Genomic DNA, 13,885 nt, shown 5'->3' with positions numbered 1-13,885 from the left:
TTATTGTCGTTTAAATTGGTTTTGGTTATCAAGACCAATTTAAACGATTTTTTTTAAATGAAAGAGAATGACCCAAGAACAAAAAGCGATACAAGCAACCTACTTCAGTATAATAGGAAATACTTTGCTAGCAATTATAAAAGGGACTGCTGGTTTTTTTGGTAATTCGTATGCGTTGATTGCTGATGCTATCGAATCCACTACAGATATTTTTGCTTCTTTTTTAGTGCTTTTTGGTATTAAATATGCCAATAAACCTGCCGATGAAAATCATCCTTACGGACATGGAAGGGCTGAGCCTTTGGTTACTTTTATAGTAGTGGGTTTTTTAATTACTTCGGCAACTATTATTGCTTATGAAAGTATTCAAAACATTGGCACCCCTCATGCATTGCCCAAATCATGGACGCTGTATGTTTTGGGAGCAATAATTCTTTGGAAAGAGTATTCGTTTCAGGTGGTCATGCGTAAAAGTAAAGAAACCAATAGTTCTTCTTTGAAAGCAGATGCTTGGCATCATAGAAGCGATGCGATTACGTCGGTTGCAGCATTTATTGGAATTGCAATTGCATTGTATTTTGGTAAAGGATATGAAACCGCTGATGATTGGGCAGCTTTATTTGCTTCCTTTTTTATTCTTTATAATTGCTATAAAATATTTAGACCAGCTTTGAGTGAAATTATGGATGAGCATTTTCATCATGAATTAGTAGATGAAATCCGTGCAGTGGCTTTGACTGTACCAGGAATTGTAGATACCGAAAAATGTTTCATCAGAAAAGCAGGAATGCAATTTCATGTGGACTTACACGCAAGAGTTGATGGTACCATTTCTGTTAGAGAAGGACATGAAATTGCACATGATTTGAAAGACACTTTGCGGTCCAAAATTCCTTCTTTAGGTCATGTTTTAATTCATGTTGAACCCAATTGACCAAACCTTCGTTGTTTTTTCTAGTCTAAAAGGTTTAGAAATTTAAGTCCAAAAACAATACCGTCCCTTTGTTGTCCACTTTGATAAGAGCGAACATAATCCAATCGCAATTGACGGAATTTTCCAAAACCAATGTTGTCTAAACCAATACTTGTTTCGAAATAAGGTTTTTGATTGGGTAATGATAGATTGTGAAAGCCTACAATTAAGTTTGTTTTGAGTAAATTGAGTAAAGGAATTTTATTCATAATATACCCCTGATCGTTGTATTCTGAGTGCCATTCAAAATACGCATTGTTTGTACTGTTTGAATAATAGGGCAAGAGATTGAAAACATTCAAATATCGATCGGTTATACCAATGTAGGTTTGATTACCATTGAAATGTTTGTAATCCATAAAAGCAATTTGATCGGCATTCCAAAATTTTCCAGATTTTGCCTGAAGTCCCAAAATCCCTTTATTAGCTAAAGCTAAATCATATTCTATACGAGTTCCAAGAAAGTCGTATTCATATTTTTTATCGCTTCCTGCAAATGTTTTTTCGAAGAAGAAGTAAATAGAAGGCAGTTTTTCGTTGCGAATATTAAATCTTCCATCTGGACGTGAAATGTATTGATTGCCTAGATTTATGCGGCAATTAATGTTGGCTTTTACTAGGTTGTGAGTTGTGAAAGCAGGAGTTGAATAATCGCTAGGAGCCAAAGGATTATTTGAAGTATAAAGTTTGTCATTTTTAATAAATGTTTGAAGGGTTGTGTTAAACAATGGAGAACGTAGCATATAATTGATATTGCCGTATAAGCTGATGCCGTTGGCAATATCTTGAAAATAACTAGCAGCAATAAACTTTTGTTGATAGAGTTTAAGGTAATTTTCTTTGAAAAATAAAGAACTTATAGAGTTTACAAAAGCACTAATAGGGTTGTTTTCGTTGAATTGTTTTACAATCGATCCACCCTTGATTTCGAGTGTAGCATAATTTTGATTGTTAAATCGATGACTAAAAATGCCCGAAATTCGCAATTTGTTTTCTGAAAATCCATAGTTAAAATTAGAAGCTAATGACGAGATCTTTCCTGAATTATCGTCCCATTTTTTAAATTTTATTTCTGAGTCTAAATGGTATCCTTGAACCGTGTTAAAATTAAATGATTTCATGTTTAGCAAACCACTATAGTTGAAAGACCATTTTTCGAAGCTGTTTTTGTAAGCATATCCTACAATTGGAGCTGTAAGTTGAAATTTGTTGTTTTTTTTATCAATAGAATCCAGATAGGTTTTGCTATTACGAAGTGTTTGAAGACTGTCTTTTTTTTGATAATCTTGACTTTCCTCTATAGTTAAAGGAATGGGTCTTATGGTTTGCCAATAACTGTTTTCTTTTTTGTTTGCATTGAGTTCAAAACTTACAATTTCATTCCCAAATGTAGATTTGTCAAAATATTTAGGAAAATCATAATTGCTATAGATGTAGTTGAATTTTCCAGAAAATGAAATACCCATAAATCCGGCGGTAAAAGATAATATTTGTAAGTTTTTACTCCATATTTTAGTGTTGGAATTGAAATTGAAATTTTGCTGAAGCACCATTTTTTCGGTGAATTCATTCCGCATTCGATACCCTTTAATGTCTAAGTCTACAGCATATATTGCCCAACTATCTTCTACTATATAAATGTATCCTTCAAAAACAGGTTCTTTATCGCGTAATGGAATTATTTTTATTTTATTGATTAGTTGATGGTTTTCATCGGTAAAAGTACTTTCCAATTTGAACTTATAATATTCAAAAGCATTAGAGGCAATAGGTGAAATCATTTTTACATTCAAATCAACCGTATTTTCATAGAAATCATAAAAGGAAGAAAGAGCAGTATTATAGCTAAAGCCTTTGTCGTTTCCTGAAATTTTTGAAGCTATAATTTTTTCTTTGAAATGATTCGGTTTTTCGTATGAAATTTTTGAAACTGTTTCCGAAAGATACAAGATGCCACTTCCGGTAGAGTCGAGATTTGCACTCATAGTTTCCGGCATATCGATTTTCATACCCAGAATCTTATTGGGTAAATTTTTAATGGTAAACATGCCACGTGAATAAAAATCAGCGGTAAATCGCGCTGTTTTTTCCGTATTGTTTTTTCGGGCTTTAATTGCGTTTTTGATGATGGAGTTGGCCGGATTGTTCTTGGTGGTAATGATAACTTCGTTTAAGTTGAAGTTTTCCTCAGTCATTTGGATATTAAGAACAAAAGGTTGTTGGTCAAATTGTATCGTTTTTTTTACCGTTTTAAATCCTAAGTATTGAAAAAGCAAGGTGTGTTCGCCTTTGTTTTTTAAAAAAAGTTCGTATTCCCCTTTTTCGTTTGAAGTAGTTCCGGTGTAAGCGTTTTGAATATTAACGGAAACATAAGACAGCGGTTGGCCTTTGTCGTCGGTAATCTTGCCTTTAATTTGAGCAAAAAAGGAAGTAGTAATTAGAAGAGTTAAAATGTAAAATTTTTTCAAATGAATTGCTTTTTTACCTTGTTTTTCGCCTGTTGACTTCATTGTTAGTTTAAAAGAACTAAAGTTAAAGGCGTGACAAATTGTGTTTTAGTAAAATTACACAGATGAAAAAACTTACATATTAAAAATTTGTTAAAATTATTACGGTTAAAATTATGTCAATTATAAGAAAGAGGCTATGGCTAATTCGTAGCTTTTCAATCCAAAACCAAGGATCACTCCTTTAGCATTACCAGAGATGTAAGATTGATGGCGGAAGCTTTCTCTGGAAAAAGTGTTTGAAATATGTACTTCCACAACAGGTGTTGTTACGGCTTTAACAGCGTCACCTATACCTACAGAAGTGTGTGTGTAGGCCCCTGCATTCAAAATGATGCCTGTGTAGGAAAACCCAAATTCTTGAATTTTATCAATTAATTCGCCTTCAATGTTGCTTTGAAAATAGGTAAAAGTTATGGAAGGAAATTTTTCTTTTAGGGTAACTAAATAATCTTCAAAAGTTAGGCTGCCATAAATCTCGGGTTCTCTTTTGCCTAATAAGTTGAGGTTTGGTCCATTAATAATCGCAATTTGCATAATCTTTTTTTTGTAAAAATAGGAAACACTTTTAATAAATTTAAATGATAGCGAGTAAAAATGTAGGTTTGTTTTTTAAAAAAAAACAACATAGGTGTATTTATCCGTCTTTAGAAAGACTTAAGCATTTTAGAGTTAAGACATAGCATTGTTGGTTAACTTCTAAGTAAAATTTGTTGTATTTTTGCTTTACATGAATTGGAGTACCTATATTAAAAATTATCAATCCTATCTTAAAATCGAAAGGGGATTATCAGCCAATACGGTTGCTAATTATACTTTTGATTTGGAGCGATTGTGCCTTTTTTTGGAAGAAAATAGAATAAATGTAAGTCCGTTAGTAATTAATGAAGAGCATATACAAGATTTTATTTATGCTGTTTCTAAGGAGGTGAATGCACGTTCTCAAGCCCGAATCATATCAGGACTAAAAAGTTTTTTTTCCTATTTAGTTTTTGAAGATTTACGTGATGATACGCCAATGGCATTGATCGAAACGCCTAGATTGGGTAGAAAATTGCCAGATACTTTATCAGTTTCGGAGATTGATGATTTGATATTGGCTATAGATTTGAGTACTATTGAAGGAGAGCGCAATCGAGCAATGCTTGAGACGTTATATGGTTGTGGGCTTCGAGTATCCGAATTGGTTCAGCTTAAAATTTCTGATTTGTTTTTTGAGGAAGGGTTTATCAAAGTTAGAGGAAAAGGCAATAAAGAACGATTTGTTCCGATAAGCGAAACGGCACAAAAATACATCTTGATTTATAAAGAACAATGTAGGTTGCATGTGCCCATTCAAAAAGGATTTGAAGACACTTTGTTTTTAAATCGTCGAGGAAGACAGCTAACCCGTGCTATGATTTTTACTATCATAAATCAATTGGCTGATTTAATTGAGCTCAATAAAAAAATAAGCCCACATACGTTTCGGCATTCTTTTGCAACTCATTTACTTGAAAATGGTGCAGATTTGCGTTCTATTCAATTAATGTTGGGGCACGAATCCATAACTACTACTGAAATTTATGTTCATTTGGATCGTAAATTTTTGAAACAAGTAATACACAATTATCATCCTAGAAATAATAAATAGTCATTTATTTTATAATCTAGTTTGGGATTGTCAATTACTTTAACTCTTTATCCATGTTGATTTTTTCTTTAAGATGGTTTTAAATTATTCCTAAGTAACAATGTGTAATTATTTGCAAACAATAGAGTACTAGAAAACTTGAATCAACTTCATGAAAGTTTGATTAATAATCTACCCAAAATTAGCTTTCTAATCCGATTTGAATGTAAACGTAAAAAGCTAATAATTTTTTAAGGATGCCTTTGGTTTACTACAATAAATTTTATTCAATTTTGTTCAATTAAAAATTTTCATAAAAAAAAGGATGTCTAAGAAGTTGGTTTGTATTTGACGAAAAACCAAATTGAAAATATGGGAGGAAAAATTGAAGTTGAAAGCATCTTGGGTATTGGAACTACTTTTCGGCTTTATTTTAAGAAAAGGCAAAAGGAAATCGGGGGATAAATGGAGTGATACTATAAAAAAAAATGGCTTTCAAAGAAAGCCATTTTTTTATGATTATATCAAATGTAATTATTTAGCAATATTTACAGCTCTTGTTTCTCTAATAACAGTTACTTTGACTTGTCCTGGGTAAGTCATTTCTGTTTGAATTTTTTGAGAAATTTCAAATGATAAAGTAGCAGCATTTTCATCGCTCACTTTTTCACTTTCAACAATAACACGAAGTTCTCTACCCGCTTGAATTGCGTAGGCATTTTTAACACCGTTGAAGCCGTAAGCTACTTCTTCAAGGTCTTTAAGGCGTTGAATGTATGAATCTAAAACTTGTCTTCTTGCGCCAGGTCTTGCTCCTGAAATAGCGTCACAAACTTGAATGATTGGAGAAAGTAAGGATTTCATCTCAATCTCATCATGGTGAGCTCCAATAGCGTTGCAAACCTCTTCTTTTTCACCATATTTTTCAGCCCACTGCATCCCTAATAATGCGTGTGGTAAATCACTTTCTGTGTCAGGAACTTTACCGATATCGTGTAATAGTCCAGCTCTTTTCGCTAGTTTAACATTAAGGCCTAATTCGGCAGCCATAATACCACACAACTTGGAAACTTCTCGAGAGTGTTGTAAAAGATTTTGACCGTAAGAAGATCGGTATTTCATACGACCTACAACTTTGATTAGTTCAGGGTGTAGTCCATGAATTCCTAAGTCGATAACAGTTCTTTTTCCTACTTCAATGATTTCATCATCAATTTGTTTGGTGGTTTTGGCAACCACTTCTTCAATTCTAGCAGGGTGAATTCGGCCGTCCGTAACCAATTTATGCAAAGATAATCGAGCAATTTCTCTACGAACAGGGTCAAAACAAGATAAAATAATTGCCTCAGGAGTATCGTCTACAATAATCTCTACACCTGTTGCTGCTTCTAAGGCTCTGATGTTTCGTCCTTCTCGACCAATAATTCTTCCTTTTACATCATCCGATTCGATATTGAAAACGGATACGCAGTTTTCTACAGCTTCTTCGGTACCTACACGTTGAATGGTGTTGATGATGATTTTTTTAGCTTCTTGTTGGGCTGTAAGTTTGGCTTCTTCGATTGTATCTTGAATGTGAGACATTGCTTTCGATTTTGCCTCAGCTTTTAAACCTTCAACAAGTTGTTCTTTGGCTTCTTCAGCAGATAAACCTGAAATTACCTCAAGTTGTTCGAGTTGGCTACGGTGCAATTTTTCTACTTCAGCCTGTTTTTTGTCTAAAACATCTATTTTGGCTTGGTATTCCGCTTTTTTGTTTTCAAAATCTTCGTTGATTTTTTTGGCTTTAGAAAGTTCGTTAGATACTTGCGATTCTTTGTCGCGTATTCTTTTTTCTACTTCTGCTACTTTTTTGTCGCGAGCCAAAATCACTTGTTCGTGTTCTGATTTTAATTCGATAAATTTTTCTTTAGCTTGAAGAATTTTATCTTTTTTAATGTTTTCAGCTTCAAAAGAGGCATCTTTTAAGATAGAAGCAGCTTCTTTTTTCGCATTTTTGATTAAGTTAGAAATGTTACTTTTTTCAATGATTTTGGCTACGCCAAAACCTATGGCTACTCCTATGATTCCTGAAATGATAATTAATAATGTACTATCCATTGGTGTTTGAGTTATTTATATAAAAAAAACCTACATTAGTGGGTTTGTATAAACTCGAAAAGACAAGTTTTGAGCTAACTCGCTGTTCAAGCTTCCAAACTGAATTGGCTTGCTATAGTAACGATGATTCGCTCATTTTAATTTGTTAGTGTTGAGTTTATCAAAATAAAAACTAATGTAGGCAGTATCTTAATTTTTTGTAAAGAACGTATTTAATCGAGATATTGGTCTAATATCAAATTGATTTTTTGCAATCGGTCGATAGTGTTACTATTATCCAATGTTTTGTCAATCTGTTTTTGTTCCACCTGAGCAGCAAATTGTAGTGCACACATGGCAAGTACATCTTGCTTGTCTCGAACCGCATAATTTTCTTCAAATTGCTTAATCATCATATCAATCTTTTTCGAAGCACTTCTTAAGCCTTCTTCTTGGTTAGCGTCTACCGTTAGAGGGTATACTCTATCTGCAACTGATATTTTTATTTTAAGCTTTTCTTTCATGGTTATTCTGATAGCTGGGCTATACAGGAATCAATTTCACGAATTAATGAATTTATTTTCAGCTTTGTATCTCTTTTATTATCCTCACTGCCTAATAATGAATTGGCAAATTTGAGTGCCTCATTTTGCTTTTGCAGTCGATCTATTTCATGCGACTGTTGGGCTATGATTGCTGTTGATTCTGATATTTTTGCCTTTAATTCTAGTTCGTTTTTTTGTAAAAGTTGTATCTTAGAAAAAAGCCGAGCTATTTTAATTTCAAGAGTATCAATTATTTCTGCAATTACACTCATCCTTGAATCCAATCATTTCTTAATCATACAAAGTTAGTATTCCTTTTTATTATTACAACGTTTTATTTGATTTTTTCTTTTAAAAACAACTAACACTTTATTAACCAATAGTATAGCGTATTGTTTTTTTTGGTCGTATTTTTACCTCTTTTACTTAACTTAGCTGAAAGTAAATGGTATGAAAAACTTTTTAATTTTATTTCTTTTAACAGGGCTTTTACAGGCTCAGAATCAATATCCTAAGGATTATTTTCAATCTCCATTGGGTATACCAATGCAATTGTCGGGTAATTTTGGCGAGTTAAGACCCAATCATTTCCATGCCGGGTTGGATTTTAAAACACAGCAAAAACAAGGTTTACCTGTTTTTGCTGCAGCCGATGGTTATGTTTCTAGAATTAAAATTTCGACTTTCGGCAATGGAAAAACACTATATATTACACATCCCAATGGGTTTACAACAGTTTACGCGCATCTTTTAAAAATGGAAGGCGTTATTGAAGCCTTAGTCAAAAAACGCCATTATGAGGAGAAAACATTTGAATTGGAACTTTTTTTATCTCCTAATGAATTGCCTGTATCTAAAGGCCAAGTAATTGCTTATACTGGAAATACTGGAGCTTCTCAAGGGCCGCATTTGCATTTTGAAATCAGAGATTCTAAAACGGAATGGGTTATAAATCCTATGTTTTTTGGTTTTGATTCGTTTATGCAGGATACTAGAAAGCCACAAGTTACAGCTGTTTATGTTTATCCTTTGGATGAAAATAGTGCAGTAAATCAATCTCAGCGTCCTATCCCTATTTCATTGTCATTGCAAAAAGATGGGACCTATTTGGCCGATCCGGTTGCGGCTAGAGGGACAATTGGATTTGGTTTTGTTGCTTCTGATAAAGACAATGTGTCGAATAATAATAATGGAATTTTTTCAGCCAAAGGATATTATAATGGCAGTCTGAGTTATGCTTTTCAATTTGATACCTATTCTTTTGATGATATGAAATACATCAACGTACTAATAGATTACGAAAAGTATAAAAAGACACAACAGCGCGTACAACAATTGTTTAGCAAAAGTTCTTTTGGTTTTAAGTGTATACAAGCAGATGCTAGTAATGGAATGATATCTGTTATGCCCAATTTATCGGGTACTTATCGAATGGAAATTGCCGATTATCATAATAATGTAACGCAAATCAACATACCAATTGTTTATGATACCCATGCAGTTGTAGTTCCATCAGAACCTATGCCATCACTTTATGCTGTCAAAGCGAAAAAAGATTATGTTTTTGAAAAGGATAATTGGTCTGTTAATCTTCCAGCCAATACTTTTTTTAATGATTTTGACCTCAATCTTTCTGTGGCTAACAAAGTCCTTTCGTTACACGAAGATATTGTTCCGGTTAATGCTAGTTTTTCGATTCAGGTTCAAGATGCATCTCATGCCAAAGAAAAAAGGCAAAAAATGTTTATTGGTCGCGTTAACGGAAAAAAAATTGCATATAACCCAACTATAGTTAATGAGGATACCTTTGCTATTAAAACTAAAGTTTTAGGGAAATATGGTTTGATCATCGATGATGTTAAACCTGTTATTACAATGAATAAACCTATACAGGGGAAATGGCTGACTGGGCAAAAAGAATTAAGTTTGATTGTTTTTGATGCATTATCTGGGATCAAATCTTACAATGGGTATTTGAATGACCAATGGATTTTAATGGAGTATGATAACAAAACCAATACGATTACACATAAATTTGATGATGGTATAGTAGCTGAAGGTGCCAATACATTAAAAGTAATTGTTGAAGATCAAATGGGGAATTCTACTACCTTTGAAACACGTTTTTTTAGAAGTCAAATACAAAAATAAATATCTTTTGAAATTAGTCTCCCTTCGTTTTTTATGGTTTGTTCCTTTTATATGTTTGAGTGTTTTTGCTCAGAAAGGCAGGTTACAAGGTGTTATTGTTGATGAAAAAAACATCCCTGTCTCTGGAGTAAACGTTTCGGCTTCTGGGCAAACGATAGTATCAAATACAAAAGGATTTTATAGTGTTGCTGTAGAACCCAACCAAAAAGTAGCTGTGGTTTTTACCCATATTTCTTTCAAAAAGGTTACATTGACTTTGACCATCGCTCCCAATGAAGTAGTTGATTTTAATTTGGTACTAAAAGAAAGTGAAGAGCAAATTGGTGAAGTAGTAGTGACGATTTATAACAAGAAAAAAATTCAAGGGATTACGACTATTGATCCTAAAATTTTAAAAAATATACCAGGAGCAAATCCAGGAGTAGAGAATATCCTAAAATCCTTAGCGGGTGTTAATGCCAACAATGAATTAAGTAGTCAGTATTCCGTTAGAGGTGGAAATTATGATGAGAATTTGGTATATGTAAATGAAATGGAAGTCTATCGCCCTTTTTTAATTCGTTCTGGACAACAAGAAGGGCTTAGTTTTACCAATTCTGATTTGATTCAGAGTATTGATTTTTCGGCGGGAGGTTTTCAATCAAAATTTGGAGATAAATTGTCTTCTGTTTTGGATATCACCTATCGAATTCCAGATGCCTTTGCAGCCAAAGTTGAGGCTAGCTTTTTAGGAGGGAGTGCAGCATTGGATTTGGTTTCTAAGAACCAAAAATGGTCAGCAGTTACCGGTGTTAGATACCGAAACAACAGTTTGTTGGTTGAGAGTCAAGAAACGCAAACCAATTTCACCCCCACTTTTGTTGATGTGCAGACCGCTATTAATTATCACGCTTCTTCAAAATGGCAATGGAGTTTTTTAGGTAACATTTCTCAAAACAATTATAACTACGAGCCCCTTACCAGAAAAACTAATTTTGGAACCATTGATAATCCTCAAGCATTGTTGATTTTTTATGAGGGGAAAGAAAAAGATCAATATAAAACAACTTTTGGCGCCATGAAAACTACATTCAAAGCCAACGATGTTTCAACTTTTAAATTTTTAAATACAATTTTTCACACCCAAGAAAAAGAGTATTTTGACATTTTAGCACAATATCGCTTGGCAGAAGTGGATGCCAATATTGGTTCGGAGTCTTTTGGAGAAGTTACTTTTTCAAGAGGGATTGGGTCTCAGTTAAATCATGCTAGAAATGATTTGGATGCTCTAATTCTCAATACGGAAATCAAAGCGATGCACGATTGGAAAAAAAACAGTTTGGAGTGGGGGGTAAAATTCACTCGGGAGTCCATACGTGATAGAATAAGTGAATGGGAGGTGATAGATTCGGCCGGTTTTGCCATTAATCCCCCTATTTTATTACCCCAAAAGGACGAACCTTACACTGTTTACAATGGGCCTTTAGTGCCTTTTCAAGAGGTAAGAGCTATCAATTATAATACAATTAATAGATTGTCAGGGTTTATACAATGGAGTCAAAAGTTAAACTTTGAAAAAGCGCAAGTTTGGTATACTTTAGGTTCTAGATTTCAATCTTGGCAAGTAAATGGTGGACTAATTGCGGGTAAATCACAATTGACGGTTAGTCCTAGAATTCAATTGTCTTTAATTCCTCAAGCAATTCCAAATCTTTTATTCCGAATTTCGGGAGGATTTTATCATCAACCTCCTTTTTATCGCGAACTTCGGAATAGTGAAGGGGAGGTGGTGCCCAATGTAAAAGCCCAGCAGTCTATTCATTTGGTGTTGGCTAATGAGTTTTCTTTTAATCTGTGGGACCGACCCTTTAAATTGATTTCGGAGGGGTATTATAAGTCCTTATCAGATGTTAATGTCTATACTCTTGATAATGTTCGCATTCGATATCAGGCCAATAATGATGCTGTTGCCTATGCCAAAGGTATTGATTTGAGGTGGAATGGAGAATTTGTCCCGGGTACTGAGTCGTGGATTAGTTTTGGCTATATGAAGACAGAAGAAAATTATCAAAACAATGGATTTATTGCTCGTCCTACAGATCAACGATTGAAGTTTGCCATGCTTTTCCAAGATTATATGCCGAATATTCCAAGCGTTAAATTGTATTTGAACTTAGTATACAATACGGGTTTGCCTGGAGGTTCACCGTCCTATGCTGATCCATATTTGTATCAATCCCGATTGCGGGATTATAGAAGGGCCGATGTTGGTTTTTCCAAGCTTTTAGTAGACAGGAATGCTTCAAGGTCTTATGGGAAATGGGCAAAATATTTTCAAGAATTAGCCATTGGTCTTGAAGTTTTTAATATATTTAATAATCAAAATGCAATAACCAATACTTGGGTGCGCGACGTGTATACCAAAACGCAATACGGGATTCCCAATTATATGACTTCAAGGGTTTTTAATGTAAAACTCAATGCTAGTTTTTAATTAAAAACATACAGTTTTGTTTTTTAACTTTTGAGTTTCAGTTTATGGTTCGTTAGAATTGATTATTTTTGGATATAAATTTATAAAGATGATAAAATTTTCGTTCAGTAGTTGCTTGTTTTGTCTCGTTGTATTGGTAAGTTGCCAAAAGGAAATAGAAAAGCCAAAAGTAATTTATGGGGATTCTTCTAAAAAAGCGGCAACCGTAAGAGTTGACTCTGCTAAGGTGGAGATTGCTGATTTACCCATTCAAATGGAAGGGACGGATTATTTGCTTCACCCAGTAGGTGATATGAGAGTTTTGGAACGAGGCGATAAATCAAGATTTGGGTCTTCTGCTGTAAAAGATGTTAGTTTTACCATAAGCAATGTATCTCAGTATGAAATCACAGGTTATTTACAGAATGTAAAATTCCAAAAAATCAATTCGGATTCTATTCGTCCATTGACAAAGAAACCTGTTTTAATTGAGACCATAACCTATTTGAAAACAGTTTCCGATAACTTGGGTAAGAAAATTTTAGTTTATACTTTGGTTGATAACGATACTAATAGAGATGGTAAATTGGATACGAATGATATCAATACCTTATACTTAAGTTGGGTTAGTGGGCAAAATTTTGTTAAAATGTCTGCGGAGTTAGAAGAACTAATCGATTGGAATCTTATAGAATCAAATAACAAATTGTATTTTAGAACAATAGAAGATACTAATAAAAATGGGCAATTTGACAAAAATGATGTGTTACACTACAATTACATTGATTTGTCTAAAAATAAATGGGAAGTAATCCGATATTCTCCAGTTTAAATTAAAATATCACTTTCTAAATCAGATTTTTCAATCTTAATTTGGTATCCTAATTTTGATACCAATTCGATGACTAGTCTTTTATACCAATTTTCTGATTTAGGATGGATGTATATTTTTTCAATTAGTATATCTAAATCCACATTGATTTTTAAGCCGTCATTTAGTTTGTGATTGGATGGGCTAACATCACTCAAAATCCGAACCTCACGTTCGTACTGAAAGCTTTTTCTTTTGTATAAAAATGGGAAAAACATATCGTCAAAAGGAATGTGTTCAATTTTGTAGTCAATATAATTAACCTCTCCAATGTATTGTTCAAATTCCTTTTCAGGTTTTAACGCGTCTTGTAATCTTCTTATGGTGGATTGTATAGCAAGTCCTTCACTATTTTGTGTAAATATTTGCCACATCGCAAAAGACTCGTATTCGTTGATATGCCAACTACTAATGGCTACTTTTTCTCGGTGTTTTTTATAATAGGAAAGGAAGTCTGGATTGTCTTTCGATAGTTTTTTTATTTCTTCGTAAGTTGGTTCGCTAAATGTCCCTTCGTATTGATCTTCAAATTTGTCGGACCTAGACATGAACAATTTCTTTGAAATCAACAAATCCAAAAACTTCGACAAGTCTAGATATTTCCATACGATAGTATCTAAATCTTGCGGAAGTTTGATTTTGGATTGATGTTTATACATTCTTTAGGGATTGAATGTTAATTAAATTAATCTTTC

Annotated in this window: 11 protein-coding genes and 1 other RNA gene; 5 read left to right on the top strand and 7 right to left on the bottom strand. The window is 33.4% G+C overall.

Features of this window, described 5'->3' with window-relative positions; translation table 11 throughout:
- Positions 1-67: 67 nt before the first annotated feature.
- A complete protein-coding gene (locus ACZIX2_RS07260) occupies positions 68-934 on the top strand; it encodes a cation diffusion facilitator family transporter (RefSeq protein ID WP_463339426.1) in 867 nt (288 codons plus the stop codon).
- A gap of 20 nt (positions 935-954) precedes the next feature.
- Here the strand turns inward: ACZIX2_RS07260 and ACZIX2_RS07255 are convergent, their stop codons facing one another.
- Positions 955-3,483, bottom strand: a complete 2,529-nt coding sequence (locus ACZIX2_RS07255) for a DUF5686 and carboxypeptidase regulatory-like domain-containing protein (protein ID WP_463339425.1) — start codon at positions 3,481-3,483, stop codon at positions 955-957.
- 120 nt (positions 3,484-3,603) lie between these two features.
- Positions 3,604-4,017 (bottom strand): type II 3-dehydroquinate dehydratase, encoded by a 414-nt coding sequence (gene aroQ / locus ACZIX2_RS07250; protein WP_463339424.1) that lies wholly within the window; start codon positions 4,015-4,017, stop codon positions 3,604-3,606.
- Positions 4,018-4,210: 193 nt separating this feature from the next.
- On the opposite strand from aroQ, the gene ACZIX2_RS07245 reads away from it, so the two are divergent.
- Positions 4,211-5,113, top strand: coding sequence for a site-specific tyrosine recombinase (locus ACZIX2_RS07245; protein ID WP_463339423.1), 903 nt, complete (start codon positions 4,211-4,213; stop codon positions 5,111-5,113).
- A 513-nt stretch (positions 5,114-5,626) separates the two neighbouring features.
- On the opposite strand, the gene rny is transcribed toward ACZIX2_RS07245, so the two are convergent.
- From rny to ACZIX2_RS07225, 4 genes are all read right to left on the bottom strand, one after another.
- Positions 5,627-7,192 carry a ribonuclease Y gene (rny, locus tag ACZIX2_RS07240; protein WP_463339422.1) on the bottom strand — a complete coding sequence of 522 codons (1,566 nt, stop codon included), beginning with the start codon at positions 7,190-7,192 and terminating at the stop codon, positions 5,627-5,629.
- A gap of 50 nt (positions 7,193-7,242) precedes the next feature.
- Positions 7,243-7,349: non-coding RNA, 6S RNA (gene ssrS / locus ACZIX2_RS07235), on the bottom strand.
- A 55-nt stretch (positions 7,350-7,404) separates the two neighbouring features.
- Positions 7,405-7,695 carry a cell division protein ZapA gene (locus ACZIX2_RS07230; protein ID WP_463339421.1) on the bottom strand — a complete coding sequence of 97 codons (291 nt, stop codon included), beginning with the start codon at positions 7,693-7,695 and terminating at the stop codon, positions 7,405-7,407.
- Positions 7,696-7,697: 2 nt separating this feature from the next.
- Positions 7,698-7,988 (bottom strand): hypothetical protein, encoded by a 291-nt coding sequence (locus ACZIX2_RS07225; RefSeq protein WP_463339420.1) that lies wholly within the window; start codon positions 7,986-7,988, stop codon positions 7,698-7,700.
- 178 nt (positions 7,989-8,166) lie between these two features.
- On the opposite strand from ACZIX2_RS07225, the gene ACZIX2_RS07220 reads away from it, so the two are divergent.
- The 3 genes from ACZIX2_RS07220 to ACZIX2_RS07210 all read left to right on the top strand — a co-directional run bounded on the left by ACZIX2_RS07220 (position 8,167) and on the right by ACZIX2_RS07210 (position 13,151).
- The gene (locus ACZIX2_RS07220; RefSeq protein WP_463339419.1) at positions 8,167-9,867 is read left to right on the top strand and encodes a M23 family metallopeptidase; all 1,701 of its coding nucleotides are present in this window, start codon (positions 8,167-8,169) and stop codon (positions 9,865-9,867) included.
- A 7-nt stretch (positions 9,868-9,874) separates the two neighbouring features.
- Positions 9,875-12,340, top strand: a complete 2,466-nt coding sequence (locus tag ACZIX2_RS07215; RefSeq protein WP_463339418.1) for a TonB-dependent receptor — start codon at positions 9,875-9,877, stop codon at positions 12,338-12,340.
- Positions 12,341-12,428: 88 nt separating this feature from the next.
- A complete protein-coding gene (locus tag ACZIX2_RS07210; protein ID WP_463339417.1) occupies positions 12,429-13,151 on the top strand; it encodes a hypothetical protein in 723 nt (240 codons plus the stop codon).
- Here ACZIX2_RS07210 and ACZIX2_RS07205 read toward each other — a convergent pair.
- Positions 13,148-13,849 (bottom strand): hypothetical protein, encoded by a 702-nt coding sequence (locus ACZIX2_RS07205; RefSeq protein WP_463339416.1) that lies wholly within the window; start codon positions 13,847-13,849, stop codon positions 13,148-13,150. The two genes, ACZIX2_RS07210 and ACZIX2_RS07205, sit on opposite strands and share 4 nt — an antisense overlap.
- Positions 13,850-13,885 lie beyond the last annotated feature (36 nt).

It is taken from the genome of Flavobacterium riviphilum (assembly GCF_055231795.1).
This window is presented reverse-complemented; position numbering and strand designations above follow the sequence as displayed.